General features: G+C 65.6%; 16 protein-coding genes. 9 read left to right on the forward strand and 7 right to left on the reverse strand.

The genetic code is table 11. The annotated features are described in order from the left end of the window. The first annotated feature begins 246 nt into the window (after positions 1-246). The 4 genes from ACH438_RS16225 to ACH438_RS16240 are packed head-to-tail and all read left to right on the forward strand — an operon-like array spanning position 247 to position 2,741. On the forward strand, positions 247-579 hold the full coding sequence (locus tag ACH438_RS16225) for a hypothetical protein (RefSeq protein ID WP_397005732.1): 333 nt from the start codon (positions 247-249) through the stop codon (positions 577-579). Then, positions 576-881: a DUF6317 family protein gene (locus tag ACH438_RS16230; RefSeq protein WP_397005734.1), complete on the forward strand. Its 306-nt coding sequence runs from the start codon at positions 576-578 to the stop codon at positions 879-881. Before ACH438_RS16225 ends, ACH438_RS16230 begins: the two co-directional genes overlap by 4 nt. A gap of 1 nt (position 882) precedes the next feature. Further along, the gene (locus ACH438_RS16235; protein WP_397005736.1) at positions 883-2,187 is read left to right on the forward strand and encodes a hypothetical protein; all 1,305 of its coding nucleotides are present in this window, start codon (positions 883-885) and stop codon (positions 2,185-2,187) included. After that, a complete protein-coding gene (locus ACH438_RS16240) occupies positions 2,187-2,741 on the forward strand; it encodes a hypothetical protein (protein WP_397005738.1) in 555 nt (184 codons plus the stop codon). Before ACH438_RS16235 ends, ACH438_RS16240 begins: the two co-directional genes overlap by 1 nt. Before the next feature lie 277 nt (positions 2,742-3,018). Here ACH438_RS16240 and ACH438_RS16245 read toward each other — a convergent pair whose 3' ends face one another. Beyond that, on the reverse strand, positions 3,019-4,407 hold the full coding sequence (locus ACH438_RS16245) for a wax ester/triacylglycerol synthase domain-containing protein (RefSeq protein ID WP_397005740.1): 1,389 nt from the start codon (positions 4,405-4,407) through the stop codon (positions 3,019-3,021). Positions 4,408-4,505: 98 nt separating this feature from the next. Here ACH438_RS16245 and ACH438_RS16250 point away from each other — a divergent pair, with 98 nt between their 5' ends. Further along, complete coding sequence (locus ACH438_RS16250; protein ID WP_397005742.1) at positions 4,506-6,143, forward strand: cytochrome bc complex cytochrome b subunit; 1,638 nt, start codon at positions 4,506-4,508, stop codon at positions 6,141-6,143. 198 nt (positions 6,144-6,341) lie between these two features. Here ACH438_RS16250 and ACH438_RS16255 read toward each other — a convergent pair whose 3' ends face one another. After that, positions 6,342-6,551 (reverse strand): DUF397 domain-containing protein, encoded by a 210-nt coding sequence (locus ACH438_RS16255; protein WP_397005744.1) that lies wholly within the window; start codon positions 6,549-6,551, stop codon positions 6,342-6,344. Between the two features lie 391 nt (positions 6,552-6,942). Here ACH438_RS16255 and ACH438_RS16260 point away from each other — a divergent pair, with 391 nt between their 5' ends. From ACH438_RS16260 to ACH438_RS16270, 3 genes are all read left to right on the forward strand, one after another. Continuing rightward, positions 6,943-7,440 (forward strand): DUF309 domain-containing protein, encoded by a 498-nt coding sequence (locus ACH438_RS16260; RefSeq protein ID WP_397005746.1) that lies wholly within the window; start codon positions 6,943-6,945, stop codon positions 7,438-7,440. A 100-nt stretch (positions 7,441-7,540) separates the two neighbouring features. Then, positions 7,541-8,449, forward strand: a complete 909-nt coding sequence (gene gluQRS / locus ACH438_RS16265) for a tRNA glutamyl-Q(34) synthetase GluQRS (RefSeq protein ID WP_397005748.1) — start codon at positions 7,541-7,543, stop codon at positions 8,447-8,449. Between the two features lie 51 nt (positions 8,450-8,500). Next, complete coding sequence (locus ACH438_RS16270) at positions 8,501-9,310, forward strand: RDD family protein (RefSeq protein WP_397005750.1); 810 nt, start codon at positions 8,501-8,503, stop codon at positions 9,308-9,310. Positions 9,311-9,457: 147 nt separating this feature from the next. On the opposite strand, the gene ACH438_RS16275 is transcribed toward ACH438_RS16270, so the two are convergent. Next, positions 9,458-10,036, reverse strand: a complete 579-nt coding sequence (locus ACH438_RS16275) for a DUF4190 domain-containing protein (RefSeq protein ID WP_397005752.1) — start codon at positions 10,034-10,036, stop codon at positions 9,458-9,460. Between the two features lie 63 nt (positions 10,037-10,099). Here ACH438_RS16275 and ACH438_RS16280 point away from each other — a divergent pair, with 63 nt between their 5' ends. Then, the gene (locus tag ACH438_RS16280; RefSeq protein WP_397005754.1) at positions 10,100-10,870 is read left to right on the forward strand and encodes a queuosine precursor transporter; all 771 of its coding nucleotides are present in this window, start codon (positions 10,100-10,102) and stop codon (positions 10,868-10,870) included. 48 nt (positions 10,871-10,918) lie between these two features. Here the strand turns inward: ACH438_RS16280 and tgt are convergent, their stop codons facing one another. From tgt to ACH438_RS16300, 4 genes are all read right to left on the reverse strand, one after another. Further along, positions 10,919-12,169, reverse strand: a complete 1,251-nt coding sequence (tgt, locus tag ACH438_RS16285; protein ID WP_397005756.1) for a tRNA guanosine(34) transglycosylase Tgt — start codon at positions 12,167-12,169, stop codon at positions 10,919-10,921. Positions 12,170-12,246: 77 nt separating this feature from the next. Further along, a complete protein-coding gene (locus tag ACH438_RS16290; RefSeq protein WP_397005758.1) occupies positions 12,247-14,211 on the reverse strand; it encodes an ABC transporter ATP-binding protein in 1,965 nt (654 codons plus the stop codon). Continuing rightward, entirely contained in the window at positions 14,208-15,941 is a 1,734-nt protein-coding gene (locus ACH438_RS16295; protein ID WP_397005760.1) for an ABC transporter ATP-binding protein, read from the reverse strand. Before ACH438_RS16295 ends, ACH438_RS16290 begins: the two co-directional genes overlap by 4 nt. A 72-nt stretch (positions 15,942-16,013) precedes the next feature. Then, positions 16,014-16,571, reverse strand: a complete 558-nt coding sequence (locus ACH438_RS16300) for an RrF2 family transcriptional regulator (protein WP_397005762.1) — start codon at positions 16,569-16,571, stop codon at positions 16,014-16,016. Positions 16,572-16,594: the final 23 nt, after the last annotated feature.

Consider the following 16,594-nt stretch of genomic DNA (forward strand, 5'->3'; position numbering starts at 1 on the left):
GACCGGTGCGGTATGGGGGCGATTGCTGTGAATTCAGAAAACCGGCCGGTCGTGTGGGCTCCGGGGTGGCAGACCGCGGCTGAGATGCAGTCGGATTGGTATGAGAGCAACAGTGGTCTGACTCCGCCTCCGGTCGAGGTTCGCGCTCATTGGCGGGCAGTCGCGGAAGCCGAACGTGAGTATCACCGTGCGCATCCGCAGGCACCGGCCGCAGCAGCGAGTATTGCCGGGCATACCGGAGCCGCTGTGGCCGCGACCGCGCCGGCCACAGCCATCGGTTCGGCACTGCCGCCGCGGGTGGTTGTTCCGGCGCATCCGAGGCCGGGCGTCGCGGGCGCGGATGCCCGCATCGAAATCGAGTTGGCACGACTCGATGCAGGCCTTGCGCTCATCGCCTATACGACGGTCGCGAAGTTGATCAATCAGCGCGGCCGTTTCCAACCATGGATCGAGCTGCCCGGCCAAACACTCGCACAGCTTCCCGGGGCACTTCCGGTGTTGCTGGATCCTGTCGACGGGGTGGTCGACGTGGTGTGGACCGCTGAGCGGTTGCAAGCGTTGCAGGAGGTTTCCAGGTGACCGATTTCAAGGTCGTATCCGATGATTTGACCACGATGGCGACGGCATACACGAACGAGGCGGGCGTGTATCAGAAGCTGCTGCCGAAGTTGAGTCCAGCGCTCCCGGATTCCGGTAGCGCCGCGTTGAACAAGGTGATGCGCTCGTTGATGGATGAGCTCGACATCTTCAACCAGCAGATGGTCTCGAGTATCGATGCCGACGCCGACAAGCTGCGCGATGCCCGCACCATCTATGACCGGACCGAAGATTTCAACAAGAACCGTTTCCTATGGGACAACCTGAACACAGGTGTGAACTGACATGAGCTGGGTGGGCGGGGACATCCCCGGTATGCAGGCGATGGGTGCCGGTCTGCAGAGCGCGGTCGGCGACTTGGAGGAGATTCGCAAAACACTCGGCGACACGGTGGACAAGCTCGCCGATGACGCGAACTGGTCCGGGCAGGGTGCGGAGAAGTTCCGCAAGGGCTGGACACTGGCGTCGATGCGTGTCGGATTCATCAAGGGTGTCGGCGACAAGTTCGGTCAGACCGTGCAGGATCTGGGTGACAAACTCGCCAAGGTCGAGGCCGACCTATCCAATACCGCCGACCAGGACGGCCGCAAAGGCGCGCAGATCGACCAGACAACCGGTGCACCACTGCAATTGGTGATCACCGGGGACCCGAACACTCAGAAGGCCAAGGACGCCTTGGCTGCCCAGCAGGACTACAACCAGTTCTACGCCGACGCAATGCATACCGCCGATGGCCTACGACTAACCGCGGCGACCGCGCTGGAAGGTATCGCCACCAGCCTGGCACCCAGCGACGACGGGAATGAGCCGCACTGGGATTCGGCGACCACAATGGCCGACTATCTCAAGGGCCTCTACGTGATCCCGAACGCGAAGAACAGGGATCTCGCCGCGAAGCTCCCTGATGAAATCACCAACCTGCGCAACGAGTTCAAGGATGCGCGCAAAGACCTCAAGGCTGCCAAGGCTGCTTATGCGGACGCGGGGCGCGCGCTTCCCAAGGATGATCCCGCACGCATCAACCATACGGCGGCTTACAACGACCTCAAGGACGTCGAGAGCCAGCTCGCCGATGCCGAGGCGGGTAAGGGTGAGAAGCCGTTCATGGAGGTCCTCAATACCAATATCGGTGACCTCGCGAAGGTGTTCCCCGCAATCGATGGTCTGCCGAAAGGGCTGAAGTTCCTCAAGGAAGTACCGGTCGTCGATATCGCGGCCGCCAGCCTGGTCACTGCTTTCCAATCCGTGGACGATACACAAAAGGGCTGGTCCCCCCAGACCGCCGTGACCCTTGATGGCGGTAGCCAGGCGCTCGGCTTGGCCGCCGCGGCCGCTGTCGTCCTCGCTGCGCCGGTCGAAGCACCCGTCGCCGCTGTGGCGGCCGGCGCAGGTCTGGTCGCCTGGACTGTCGGCGACCTGGGATCGGCAGCGGTCCATGAACATTGGTCCGAAGACGTTCACAACAACGGAGTAGTAGTGGGTATAGCAGACGGCGCGGGGCACAGCCTTGTCAACGGAGGTAAAGCGGTCTGGGACGACGTGAAGAGCACAGGCTCCACGGTGTGGCACGGCATAACGAGCCTGTTCTGATGAACAAGCCAACCGCCGGCCCCCCGATTCCCTCGCTTCCTCGCTTCGGGACCACCTGGTACGACCGCGGCTCCCGATATTGGCGCCACCGCGCGGGTGTATCGGCATTCGCCATCTTCCTGCTGGCGCTGATACTCGGTGCCGCCACGTTGGCGGTCTGCGCGATCGTGTCCGTTTCGCACTGGTTGCCGACCCGGATCATCCTTCTCACCCTGGTCGGACTCGCGATTGCGTGGAGTTGTTTTTCGGCGTATCGCACCCTGAAGCGCACCCCTGAAGACCGCGCGCAAGGGAAGCCGTTCGGGTTTCCAAACACCTCACGTGCGAAGAAAGTTCGCGCCGGAGGTACAGGAATCGGGCTGGGAACCGCAGCGTCGGGCGGCTCCGGGCTCGCGGGCAGCCTGCTCGCCTTCGGGTCGCTTTTCCTTGTCGGCCAGGCCCTGGGGTTCGTATTGGTGTCGTTTCAGCACTACCTCAATGAGGAGGAATGGCAGGCCGCACAAGCGGTCGAGGCATGGGAACGCGCGAACAACACGTCGCACTTCACTCGGTGACCGCTGACCGAAGTGCTGACGACACCGGCTGGTGGGCACGAGGTCACACCGTTGCTTTAGGAATATATCCTGCCTTGCAGCCGGAGCCGGTACCCGAGATCTGAATCTGGATCCGAAATCAATGCCGGTGTGGACGCGCCGCAGGCCGGTTCACGGACGCATTCGAACTCGCGGGAAGCTCACCGCAACGCTGCGCCGAACGGTGCCCAGTGCAATCGGTCTGCGCGGCCAATGCCCTGCGGCACAAGGCATCAGTGTCCGGCCGGGGCCTTCGCGTTCACAGGGCTGGCGGCGCTTGCAGGGCGGTCGCCACCTCGTCCAGGGCCGCGTCCAGCAGGGCCGCATAGGCATCCACCTCCGGGAACACCACCGGGTCGGCGTGCACGGAGACGGTCACGGTGTCACCGAGGCCGTGGACGCCGTGCGTCAGATGCATGACCGCGCCCAGGGCCGGGAAGCCGGCGGTGAAACACGCCCGGCCGCCGAAGCTCAGGCCGGCTGCGCCACGATTCACACTCGAGACGACGGTGTGACCCGAAACTCGTTCCGGCAGGACGTCGATCGGGGCGTGCATCGCGTCACGGTGCAGCAGCGGGGCGGGGACCGCCGCGGTGGCGGCGTCCTGCGCCGATTGCAGTGGGTGCGAGGCGCGCTCGCGGCGCAGGGTCAGGTCGGCGGCGATCCGGGCCGCGCGGCGCCGCGGATCCGGTTCTCCCACTGCCAGATCCACGGAGAGGTCGCGATAGCTGTTGCGTTCCACCGTGTTCGTGGTGAGCGCGAGTGGGATCTGGGCGCGCAACTCCGTGGCGGGCGCGCCGCGCTGTGCGCAATAGCGTTCCAGGGCCAGCGAGATCGCGGTGGCCGCCAGCACCGTCACGGTGTGGTCCGGCGCGAGCAGCCGCTCCTTGTCGCGGACGAGCATGCGCACCGCGTGTCCGCCCGGGGCGGCTCCCCCGCCGTTCAGCAGACTCGGCGCGACGGTCGGGGCGGGCGGCGGAATGGCAGCCGCCGCGGTGAGTTCCGCGAGCTCCCGTTGTGCTCGATAGGCCGCTACGCCGCGAATCACGGTGCGCGCCATGCCGATCGGTATCGCGGGTAGCGCCAGCGCGGCGGCACTCCAGCGTGCGACCGTATCCGGCACGCGGGCAAGCGGCGCTGGGCGGACCTCTGCGGCGCCGTCGGTGCGGTCCGGGTCCTCGGTGAAGAGGGCGCGGGCCAGGTCGGCGGCGCGACGGCCGTCGGCCAGGGCATGCGATAGCTGGAGGACAGCTACGAGGGCCGGCCGATCTCCAGCGAATCCGGGGGCCTCGCTGACCTCGCGGAATACGTGCAGCCGCCACGCCCGATGATTTGCACACAGGCTTGTGGCGAGCAGATCGCCCACCGCGGCTTCGAGATCCGCCCAGGTAGCGGCGCTGCGGCCGTGGTCGGCGAACTGCTCCGCAATGAATTCGCAAGGCGCCCAAATCGGGTACGCAATGTTTGCAGGAGTGTCCAGCACGTGCATCAGCAAATCCGGAATACCGGTGACCCGCTTTGCGATTACGGCCCGCAGTAACTCGGTCGACTGATTGGTTTCCTCGAAGCAGTAGAGCAGGAACAGATCGGTCCGCGAACGCCGGGACAACCAGTAGACGGCGGCATCCCGCGGCGACAGCGAATTCACGCGACGACCATAACGAAAGCCGCTACGAGCCAACCCCTCTGGGTGCTACCGTTTGTAGTAGAAGCCTTCACATCTCTCCCGGGGGCGGGGTGACAGCAATGGCAACCGAAACCACGGCAGCAGGAAGAAACCGGCTCGCCGAACGCGCGGCCGAGCAAGCGGATGCGATGGACGAACGGTACCGGGGCGCCGCATTCGTCAAAAGATCCATCAACAAGGTGTTCCCGACCCACTGGTCGTTCCTGCTCGGCGAAATCGCGCTCTACAGCTTCATCATCCTCATCATCTCCGGCATCTACCTCACGCTGTTCTTCGACCCGTCCATGACGGACGTCGTCTACAACGGCACCTACCAGCCGCTGCGCGGGGTCACCATGTCCCGCGCCTACGAATCGGCGCTGCAGATCTCCTTCGACGTGCGCGGCGGACTGTTCGTGCGGCAGGTACACCATTGGGCCGCACTGCTGTTCACCGCATCGATGATCATCCACGTGTGCCGGGTCTTCTTCACCGGCGCCTTCCGCAAACCGCGCGAGGCCAACTGGGTGCTCGGCGCCATCATCCTCATCCTGGCCATGTTCGAGGGCTTCTTCGGCTACTCGCTGCCCGACGATCTGCTCTCCGGCACCGGGCTGCGCGCCGCCTTCGCCGGCATCCCGCTCGGCACGCCGGTCATCGGCACCTGGCTGGAATGGCTGCTGTTCGGCGGTGAATTCCCGGGCGACATCATCATTCCGCGCCTCTACATCGCGCACGTGCTGCTGCTGCCCGGCATCATGCTGGCGCTGGTCGGCGCGCACATCGCGCTGGTCTGGTACCAGAAACACACCCAGTTCCCGGGGCCCGGTCGCACCGAGAAGAACGTCATCGGCACCCGCATCGTGCCGGTGTTCTCGCTGGACCAGGGCGCGTTCTTCGCGTTCACGCTGGCCGTGCTGGCCATCATGGGCGGGCTGTTGCAGATCAATCCGATCTGGAATCTGGGGCCGTACAACCCATCCCAGGTCTCCGCGGGCACCCAGCCGGACTTCTACATGATGTGGACCGACGGGTTCCTGCGCCTGTTCCCGCCGTGGGAGCTGTACATCTTCGGCCATACGGTGCCCGCCGCCTTCTCCGTCGCGATCGTCATGCCGCTGATCTTCGGCCTGCTCATCGGGTATCCGTGGATCGAGAAGCGTCTCACCGGTGATCGCGCGCGGCACAATCTGCTGCAGCGGCCGCGAGATGTGCCGGTGCGCACCGCGATCGGCGCCATGTCGCTGGCCTTCTACGTGATTCTCACGCTGGCCTGCGTCAATGACATCATCGCCTTGAAGTTCAGCATCTCGCTCAATGCGACCACCTGGTTCTTCCGCATCGCCCTGCTGCTGATCCCGCCGTTCGCCTACTTCGTGGCCTACCGCCTGTGCCTGGGCCTGCAACGCGGCGACCGCGCCATCCTCGAGCACGGCATCGAGACCGGCGTGATCCGCCGCCTCCCCCAAGGCGAATACATCGAGATCCACCAGCCTCTGGGCCCGGTCGACGACCACGGCCACCCCATCCCCCTCGAATACCAGGGCGCCCGCGTCCCCCGAAAGCTGAACCAACTCGGCCTGGCCGGCCACCCCGGCACCGGTACCTTCTTCCGCGCCGACCCCGCCGAGGAACGAGAAACCAACGCCGCCAACGACAAAGAAGCCGAACACAAACAACTCGCGGTGCTCAGGCAGGTCCAAGAACACTCCGATTGAAGACCTTCGAGGTTCGCGGCCGGCTCGATTCTGGACTGAGTGGAGCGGGGGAGCGCAGCGGAGGAGCGGAGGGAGGGAAGAATCGAGACTTAGGGCCGCGAACCCGCCCCGGAGCGCAGCGGAGGGGCCAAAAGACGCGGAAGCCCCGAGTCTCCGGGACTCGGGGCTTCGTTTTTCTCCCGGAATCGCGCGGCCTGGTCAGGCCCGCTTGAACTCTCCGTCACTTACGCCGGCGACGAACGCATCCCACTCGCCGGGGGTGAAAGCCAGGATCGGGCCGAAGCCGTGATCCTTCGTGTCGCGGACCGCTACATTGCCGTCCCGGAGAAATGCAACCTCTACGCAGTTGCCGTTGGGGCCGCTGTGTTTGCTCTTACGCCAAACAGCGCCTGTGTAATCCACCTTCACGGTACTAGCTCCTTTGCTGCGTCAAGCACGAGATACTGCTGGCATCGATCTTGGTGACACTGGGATCCGCCGAGATTGGCGGACCCCTCGTACGCCCGGGTTGTACGCAACCGCTCCGTACAACCCTTTCTCTGCACTTCACGATGGGAATGCACCCCCGATGGCCCTTCCCGGGCTAAAGACTAGCAGGTTCGACATAGGGAGATCGCATTCTTTCGTTTTCAATCAGCAAATTTGAGGCAAGGTTAGCCAGCAAATTATTTGCTTAGAGATAGCCGTTATTCCGGTACAGAGGAATTTCGATACTCGCAATTCTGTTGCCGGACCAATAGCTGACCTCCTGGCAAACTCCTCACGAAGCCTCACTCCGAAGATCGGGGATCATGGAGGCATGGTCGAAGACGGACAGCAAGAGACCGAACGGGATCGAGACGACGATGGACGTGCCCGGAATGCCCGACCCCGTGACCGGTTTGGGCGACCTCTCCCGTTCGGCAGCGCCGGCGTAGCGCGCATCCCCGATGATCTCGACCTGCCGCCCGCCGAAACCCTCACCTACGCCCAGCAGCTGATCGACGACGGACTCCCCTTCAACGCCCACGAGGTCCTCGAAGCCGCCTGGAAGAACGGCCCGTTCGCCGAAAAGTCGCTGTGGCAGGGTCTCGCGCAGTTCGCCGTTGGCCTCACCCACATTCAACGGGGCAATCCGAAGGGCGCGCGCACGCTCCTCGAACGCGCCCGGGAGCGACTCGCCGCCTACGGCCCCGCCCCCTACGACATCGACAGCACCGGCCTCATCACCTGCGCCGATACCCTGCTCACCGCCGTTGAACAGGGAAAACCGCTCTCCGACAACGATCTTCGACCGCACCTCACCCGCGCACGCTGACCTCGCATCCGCGCTGCCACCGCATCCGGCCCCGGCGTGCGCGCGCACGACTGCGAAGGACCAGCGGCACTGCGAAGCATGCGAAGTAGCATTGCTCCACATGAACGGACGCTTCGCGCCCAGCCCATCGGGCGATCTGCATCTGGGCAATCTGCGGACCGGACTGCTCGCCTGGCTGTTCGCACGCTCCACCGGACGCGGCTTCCTCCTGCGCATCGAAGACCTCGACCGCGTGAAAAAGGGAGCGGCACAGCGCCAGCTCGAAGACCTCGCCGCCATCGGACTCGACTGGGACCCACCCGTCGTCGCACAGTCCGAACGATTACCGCTCTACGAGGAAGCCATCACGCGGCTGACCGCCGCCGGCCACACCTACGAGTGTTTCTGCACGCGAAGGGAAATCCAGCAGGCCGCCACCGCGCCCCACGGTCCCATGGGCGCCTACCCCGGCACCTGCCGCAACCTCACCGAGAAGGAACAGCAAGCCCGCCGCGACGAAGGACGGCCCGCCGCACTGCGATTGCGCGCCGAACTCACCGAATTCGCCATCACCGACGAACTGCACGGCGAATACCGCGGCGCCGTCGACGATCTGGTGCTGCGCCGCGGCGACGGCATCCCCGCCTACAACCTCGCGGTCGTGGTCGACGACGCCGACCAGCGGATCGACCAGGTCGTCCGCGGTGACGACCTGCTGCCCTCCACCCCGCGGCAGGCCTACCTCGCCACCCTGCTCGGCCTGCCCGTACCGCATTACGCACATGTGCCACTCGTCCTGAACACGGCAGGACAGCGCCTCGCCAAACGCGACGGCGCCGTCACCCTGCGCGACCGGCAGGCCCTCGGCGAAACGCCTGCGCAGGTGCTGGGATCGCTCGCGGAATCACTCGGATTTCCCGGCGCCGACACGCCGCGTGAGCTACTGAAGGGCTTTCGGCCGGAAAACCTGCCCCGAGAACCGTGGACACTGGACCCGAACGGCTTGTTACAACCCAGCTCGCAACCGTAACGTACCCACTCGACCAGATCCCGCACGAATTCCGACGAGGACGGCCAAACAATGACAAGCGGTGGGTACGACCCCAACCAGTATCCCCAGGGCGGGCAGCCGTACGGGCAGCCGTACCCGCAGAGCCAGCCTTACGGGCAGCAGCCCCAGCAGCCGTACGGACAGTCCGACCCCTACGGGCAGCCGCAGCAGCCCTACGGTCAGTCCGACCCCTATAACCAGCAGCCGCAGCAGCCCTACGGTCAGCAGCCCTACGGTCAGCAGTCGGATCCCTACAACCAGCAGCCGGGTTTCGGCCAGCAGCAGCCGGGCTTCGGCCAGCAGCCGTCCTACGGTCAGCAGGATCAGCCCTACGGCGGGCAGCAGCCGGGCTTCGGCCAGCAGCCCTACCAGCCGTACCCGGGCGGTCCCGGCTTCGGCGGCGGACCGGGCTTCGGCGGCGGTGCGCGACCGGGCGACCTGTGGCTGCGCTTCGCGGCCCGCCTGATCGACGGCCTGATCATCGGCGTCCCCGGCGTGATCATCTACATGTTCCTGCCGAGCACGCTCGGCTGGGTGTGGGAAGTCCTGCTGCCGATCATCATGTACGGCTACTTCATCCTCATGGAGACCACGCAGGGCCGGACCCTCGGCAAGCAGATCCTGGGCATGCGGGTGCTGGGCCCCGGCGGCGGGCCCATCGACCCGGCCACCTCGGCCAAGCGCAACCTGTTCGTCGTGGTCGGCCTGATCCCGTGCCTGGGCACGCTGATCAGCATCGGTCTGCAGATCTACATCGCGGTCACCATCGAACAGGACCCGAACAAGCAGGGCTGGCACGACAAGTTCGCCGGCGGCACGCAGGTCGTGAAGACCCAGTAGCTCACGGTGCCCTGACGGGCAAAAGCGAAGGCGGGCAGCGCATCCTGACGGATGCGCTGCCCGTTTCGTATGGAGGGGTGACGGGCGCGGCGCATCCTGACGGATGCGCCGCCCCTTTCGTATCGGGGGCGGTCATCGCCGCAGCGGTCAGGTGGTCGAGTGGATGTTGCCGACTATCAGGAGGCAGAGCAGGACTATGCCGATGACGGTGGCGATGGCGCCGACCCAGATGCCGCCCAGGGCGAGGCCGCGGCCCTGCTGGCCGGACTTCTTGACCTGGTTGAGGCTGACGATGCCGAGGATCAAGCCGATGATCGGGCCCACCGGGAGGAAGAGGCAGAAGAACATGCCGGGGACGCCGACGATCGAGACCACCAGCGAGGCGATGGCCAGGCCGTTCGTGGAACGAGCAGGTTGCGCGTAGCCGTACGGCGAATAGGCGGCCGGGTAGGTGTAGCCCGGCGGCGGGACGGACGGTCCGAGTTGGGGATAGCCGCCCGCTTGGGGATAGCCGGCCTGGGGATAACCCAGCGGATTCGACTGCTGCGGATACCCGCTCGGATCCGATTGCGGCGGCGGGTAATTCGGGAACTGCGGCTGCGGCGTCTGGTACTGCCCCGGGGGCGGAGTCACCGGCGGCTGGGGAGTCGCTGCCGGCGCCTCGGGCGTGACGCCCTCACCGCCGTACTGCTTCCACCACTCGTCGGAATCGCCGGGATTCGTCATTGACTCAGCCTATGCCACCCCACCACACCATAACGAGTGGTCGGAGCAGGGATACTTGCCCGCGTGAGTGAAACGAAAACGGTCGATCCAGACCGATCTGGACACCCCGCGCCCGAGCACGCAGCATTCGCTTCGGCCGCGGGGGGCTATTTCACGCAGGTGGCGGTCGCCTTCACCGCAGTCCTGCTCATTTCGAACGTCTGCGTCACCAAAGGCGTGCAATTCTTCTCCGGGCATCACCTGTCCTGGGGTCCGCTCCAACTGCTGCCGCTCAATACCGACGGCGCGTTCTTCCTCTTCCCGCTCGCCTACGTCATCGGCGACATCCTCAGCGAGGTCTACGGCTTCCGGGCCACCCGCCGCATCGTGTACTACGGGTTCGGTGCGCTGCTGCTGATGATCGCCTGCTTCTGGCTCGTCATCAAACTGCCCACGGGCAACCTGCAAGAGGATGCCGGCGCGTTCCAGAGCGTGCTCGGCAATACCCCGCAGCTCGCCTTCGCCGGGATCGCCGGGTACTTCGTGGGGCAGTTCCTGAACTCGATCACCCTGGTGCTCATCAAGGAACGCACCAAGGAGAAGCATCTGTGGGCGCGCCTGCTGGGCTCGACGGTGGCCGGTGAGTTCGGCGATACGTTCGTGTTCTGCTCCATCGCGGCGACCGCGATCGGCATCCATACCTGGCCGGACTACATCAATTACACGATCGTGGGCTTCATCTGGAAGACCCTGGTCGAGATGATGGTGCTGCCCATCTCCTACCGGTGCATCGCCTTCCTCAAGAAGCGCGAACCCAGCTACGCGCCCCGCTCGCGGGCCGCGATCTTCGAATAGGGGAAGCCCGACTCTCGATGAGCCCGCGCGCGGTCGTGTCGAATTCCCTTACAGTCCAGGGGCTTTGATGCGGCCGCGCCACTGGCCGAGGAATTCGGTCTTGTAGTCGTCGAAGTAGCCGCCGTCGAGGCTTTCGCGGACGCGGTCCACCAAGCGCACGGTGAAGCGCTCGTTGTGGATGGTGCAGAGGGTGGAGGCCAGCATCTCCTTGGCCTTGAACAGGTGGTGGATGTAGGCGCGGGTGTAGTTCGCGCAGGTGTAGCAGTCGCAGGTTTCGTCGATCGGCGTGAAGTCGCGTTTGAAGCGGGCGGTGTTGATGTTGTAGCGGCCCTCGTCGGTGTACATGGCCGCATTGCGGGCCACGCGTGAGGGATTCACGCAGTCGAAGGTGTCGGCGCCGTTCTCCACGGCGGTGAAGATGTCCTCGGGCTCGCTGATGCCGAGCAGGTGACGCGGCTTCTGTTCCGGCAGTTCGTCACAGCACCAGCCGACGATGGTGCCGAGATTGTGCTTCTCCAGCGCGCCGCCGATGCCGTAACCGTCGAAACCCGTTCCGGCCTCGCCATGCAATGCCTCCAGATCCTGGCAGGCCTTGCGGCGCAGGTCCTCGTACTGCGCGCCCTGAATGACGCCGAACAGCGCCTGGTAGGGGCGATGCGATCGTGCGGCGGTGAGCTTTTCGTGTTCGTCGAGGCAGCGCTGCGCCCAGCGGCGGGTGCGTTCCAGCGATTCCTCTTGGTAGCCACGGGTATTCATGAGCGTGGTGAGCTCGTCGAAGGCGAACATGACGTCCGCGCCGAGCTGATGCTGGATGCCCATGGACACCTCGGGGGTGAAGCGGTGCTTCGAACCGTCCAGGTGTGAGCGGAAGGTGACGCCGTCGTCGTCGACATGCGCGAGGCGTTCCTTGCCCTTGGCGATCACATCGTCGTTCTGGACGCCGACGGCCTCCATGGCGAGGACTTTCTTGAAGCCCACGCCCAGGGACATGACCTGGAACCCACCCGAGTCCGTGAAGGTCGGGCCGTGCCAGTTCATGAACTCGGACAGTCCCCCCGCCTCGTCGACGATGTCGGGCCCGGGCTGTAGATACAGGTGGTACGCGTTCGCGAGCAGAGCCTGCGATCCGAGTTCCTTCATCGTCTCCGGCAGCACCGCCTTGACGGTCGCCTTGGTACCGACGGGAATGAAGGCGGGCGTGGCAATATCCCCGTGCGGGGTACTGATCACGCCCGTCCGTCCATGCCGTCCTTCGAGGCGGGCACCGACCTTGAACGAGAACTCGGAAGCTGCAGACACGGCGTCTATCCTCCCACCCTGCGAAAAAGGCCCGGCCCGCACCTTTACGGTGCGGGCCGGGCTGGTCTGTGGGATGACTACTTGCCCACAGAGACGGCGTCTTCGTCGGGCAGGTCCACGCCCTCGCCCTCACCGTCGGTGATGGCCGCCGCGAACTGTGCGTTGTAGAGCCGGTAGTAGAAGCCCTTCGACGCGAGCAGGGTGTCGTGCGTGCCCTGCTCGACGATGTGACCGTGATCCATCACCACGATGGTGTCGGCGTCGCGGATCGTCGAAAGCCGGTGCGCGATCACGAAACTCGTGCGGTCCCGGCGCAGCGCCGCCATGGCGTGCTGCACCAGCAGTTCGGTGCGGGTGTCGACCGAGCTGGTGGCCTCGTCCAGGATCAGGATCGAGGGCTTGGCCAGGAACGCGCGGGCGATGGTGATGAGCTGCTTCTCGCCGGCGCTGACGCCCGAGCCCTCCTCGTCGATGACGGTCTCGTAGCCGTGCGGCAGCGCGTGCACGAACCGGTCCACGTACGCCGCGCGGGCCGCCGCGAGGATCTCGTCCTCGGAGGCGTTCGGATCGCCGTACGCGATGTTCTCGCGGATGGTGCCGCCGAACAGCCAGGTGTCCTGCAGCACCATGCCCATGCGCGCCCGCAGGTGATCGCGGGTGATGCGGGTGATGTCGACGCCGTCGATGGTGATGGCGCCGGAATCCACCTCGTAGAACCGCATGAGCAGGTTGACCAGCGTGGTCTTGCCCGCACCGGTCGGTCCGACGATGGCCACCACGTGCCCGGGTTCGGCGACCAGCGAGAGGTCCTCGATGATCGGGGTCTCCGGCTCGTAGCGGAAGGACACGTTCTCGAACGCGACCCGCCCGCGGTCCACCGGCCGCTCGTCCTCGACCTCCGGATCCGGGGACTGCTCCTCGGCGTCCAGGATCTCGAAGATGCGTTCCGCCGAGGCCACGCCGGACTGCAGCAGGTTCATCATCGAGCCGATCTGGGTGAGCGGCTGCGTGAACGAGCGCGAGTACTGGATGAACGCCTGCACCTCACCCAGCGACAGATTGCCCGATGCCACCCGCAGGCCGCCGACCACGGCGATCAGCACGTAGTTCAGGTTCCCGAGGAACATGATGGCGGGCATGATCAGGCCGGAGATGAACTGCGATTTGAACGACGCGTTGTAGAGCTTGTCGTTGGTCTCGTCGAAGCGTTCGCCGACCTCGCGGCTGCGGCCGAAGGCGGTCACCACCTCGTGGCCGGTGAAGGCCTCCTCCACCTGCGAGTTGACCGCGCCGGTGTACTTCCACTGATCCACGAAGTGCGGTTTGGAGCGCTTGGCGATCTGCGCGGTCACGATGATCGCCAGCGGCACGGTGAGCAGCGCGATCAGGGCCAGCAGCCAGGAGATCCAGAACATCATGATCAGCACGCCGATCACCGACAGCACCTGAATGATCAACTGGCTCAACGTCTGCTGCAGCGTCTGCGCCACATTGTCGACGTCGTTGGTGACACGGGAGAGCACGTCACCGCGCGGCATGCTGTCGAAGTAGCGCAGCGGCAGCCGGTGGATCTTGTCCTCGATATCGGCGCGCAGCCGCTTCACGGTGCGGTTGATGACCACGATCAGCAGCCGCGCCTCCAGCCAGCCGAACAGCGACGACCCGATGTACAGGGCCAGCACCCAGGCCAGCACGTGCCCGACGGCGGTGAAATCCACACCGGTGCCGGGGATCACGTTCATGTTGGCGAGCATGTCGGCGAAGGTGCCGTTGCCGCTGGCGCGCAGCTGGTCGACCGCCTGATCCTTGGTGACGCCGGCGGGCAGCTCCTTGCCGACCACACCGTCGAAGATGATGTTGGTGGCCCGGCCGAGGATCTGCGGGCCCAGGGTGTTCAGCACCACCGAGGCCACAGCAAGCGTGAAAACCCCTGACAGCAGCAGCTTTTCGGGTGCGAGGCGGCGCAGCAGCCGCTTGATGGACGGGCCGAAGGATTTCGCCTTCGCGTCCGGGGAACCGAGATTGGGGGCTCCGGGCCTCATCGCACCTCCTCCGCACTGAACTGGGACTCCACGATCTCGCGGTATTCGTTGCAGCTGCGGACCAGTTCCGCGTGCGTGCCGATGCCGGCCATGGCGCCGTCCTCCAGCACCACGATCTGATCCGCTTCGCGGATGGTCGAGATCCGTTGCGCCACAATGATGACCGCGGCGTCGCGGGTCTCCGGTTTCAGGGCTTCCCGCACCCGCACATCGGTCGCGACGTCCAGCGCCGAGAAGCAGTCGTCGAAGAGGTAGATGCGCGGCTTGCGCACCAGCGCCCGCGCGATGGCCAGGCGTTGCCGCTGCCCACCGGAGACGGTCGTGCCGCCCTGTGCGACAGGCGTTTCCAGTTCCTGCGGCATATCGCGCACGAAATCGGCGGCCTGCGCGATCTCCAGGGCATGCCACAGCTCGTCGTCGGTGGCGTCCGGATTGCCGTAGCGCAGGTTGGAGGCGATGGTGCCGGAGAACAGGTACGCCTTCTGCGGCACCAGGCCGATCCCGCCGCGCAGCGTCTCCAGGTCGATGTGGCGAACGTCGGTGCCGCCCACATAGATCGCGCCGTCGGTGACATCGATGAGCCGCGGTATCAGATTCACCAGCGTCGTCTTGCCGGAACCGGTCGCGCCGACGATGGCGGTCGTGGTGCCGGGATCCGCGCGGAACTGGATGGAACGCAGCACCGGCTTCTCCGCGCCCGGGAACTTGAACTCCGCGAACGCGAATTCGACGGTGCCGGGATCGCCCTTGAACGCCTGCGGCAGCGGCGGTTCGCCGACCGAGGATTCGGTGCCGAGTACATCGGCGATGCGCTCGGCCGACACCGCGGAACGCGGTGCGATCATGGCGAGGATGGAGGCCATCATGACCGCCATCAGGATCTGCACGATGTAGGTCAGCATGGCGGTGAGCTGGCCGATCTGCAGCTCGCCGCGGTCGATGGCATGGCCGCCGAACCAGATCACGCCCACCGTGGTGACATTCGAGATCAGCATGATGGTCGGGAACATGAGCGCCGTGTACTTGCCGACGAACAGCTGCTGCGCGGTCAGATCGGTATTGGCGACGCCGAAGCGGGTGGTCTCCTGCCGCTCCCGCACGAACGCGCGCACCACCCGGATGCCCGTGATCTGTTCGCGCAGTACGCGGTTCACCACATCGATGCGGGCCTGCATGCGCCGGAAGCCGGGCACCATGCGGGCGATGATGAACGCCATCGACAGCGCCAGCGCCGGCACCGCGATGAGCAGCAGCCAGGACAGCGACAGGCTCTCCTTCAACGCCATGATGATGCCGCCGACGCACATGATGGGCGCCATCACCAGGATGGTCGCGCTCATCACCACCAGCAGCTGTACCTGCTGCACGTCATTGGTGTTGCGGGTGATCAGCGAGGGCGCGCCGAAGGTGCCGACCTCGCGGGCGGAGAAGGTGCCGACGCGATGCAGCAGCGCCGAGCGCATATCGCGGCCCGCGCCCATGGCCGCCTGCGCGCCCAGGTACACCGACGCGGATTGCGCGCAGATTTGGATGGCGGTCACCAGCAGCATCCAGCCGCCGGTGCTCCAGATGTAGCCGATATCGCCCTTCGTCACGCCCTTGTCGATGATGTCGGCGTTCAAAGTCGGCAGATACAGCATGGCGATGACCGAGATCAGCTGAAGCACGACGACCCCCGCCAATTGCCTGCGGTAGGGCGCCATGTAGGTGCGGAGAAGTCTGATCAACATGATGTTCGCAGGCTACCGCCTCGCGGGGAGGGCTGGCGTGAGGATTTTCAGATGATCGGAGTCCGCAAAGCTTCAGATATCCGGGGTGTCCAGATCCCGCCAGCCGGAGTCGCTGTCGGCCGGAACGACGCGTTCCTCGGCGGGCAGGGCGATGCCGCCGGGCGCGGTCGGGCGCGGTTTGCGGTTCCAGGCGTGCGGGTCGTGCAGCAGTTCGTCAAGGAAGGGCGGCAGCAGATCGTGGGCGATATCGGCGATGGTGACGCGTTCCAGGACCGCGCGGATATTGACGCGCAAACCGATCCAGACGCGCTGCAGCGGTTCGGCCGCGCCCGGGTAGCTGACATCCTCGGGGCGTTGCCCGCGGACCGAGGCGAGCGGGCCTTCGACCGCGCGGATCACTTCGGCGATGCTGATCTCGGTGGCGGGGCGGGCCAGCCGGTAGCCGCCGTCGGGCCCGCGGCGGCTGGTGACCAATCCGCCACGCCGCAGATCCGCGACGACCGACTCCAGCACCTTGGGTGGAATGTCCTGGGCCACCACGATGGTGTCGGCCTTCACCGAATCCGGTTGCGCCTTGGCTATTTCCACGAGCGTGCGCACCGCGTAATCGACCTTCGCGGTGATGTGCACGGTGACTCCTGATCTGCTCGGTG

Source organism: Nocardia sp. NPDC020380 (assembly GCF_044386975.1).
Classification (GTDB): Bacteria; Actinomycetota; Actinomycetes; order Mycobacteriales; family Mycobacteriaceae; genus Nocardia.